Annotated in this window: 2 tRNA genes; both read right to left on the bottom strand. The window is 49.0% G+C overall.

The annotated features are described in order from the left end of the window. Positions 1 to 32 precede the first annotated feature (32 nt). Positions 33 to 109, bottom strand: a tRNA-Ile gene (locus H9X86_RS12260). Between the two features lie 3 nt (positions 110 to 112). Further along, positions 113 to 188, bottom strand: a tRNA-Ala gene (locus H9X86_RS12265). Positions 189 to 306: the final 118 nt, after the last annotated feature.

A 306-nucleotide genomic window follows, 5' to 3' on the forward strand; every position in this document is an offset into this window, starting at 1 on the left:
CTTGAATGTTGATATCCATTCTCAATGGACTCTGGTGGGCCAAAATGGACTCGAACCATCGACCTCACGATTATCAGTCGTGTGCTCTAGCCAGCTGAGCTATTGGCCCGTGTGGTGGAGATAATCGGGCTCGAACCGATGACCCCCTGCTTGCAAAGCAGGTGCTCTTCCAGCTGAGCTATACCCCCACACAAGAGAGTTTGCACCCTCTAAATTAAACAATGAGAAACGCACTCAGAAGTCTGACCAGGACGTTACAACAAAGAACTAGCTTCGTTGAAGTCTCCTTAGAAAGGAGGTGATCCA

Origin of the sequence: Pseudoflavonifractor capillosus (assembly GCF_016902575.1) — a bacterium.
Lineage (GTDB): Bacteria > Bacillota > Clostridia > Oscillospirales > Oscillospiraceae > Enterenecus > Enterenecus capillosus_A.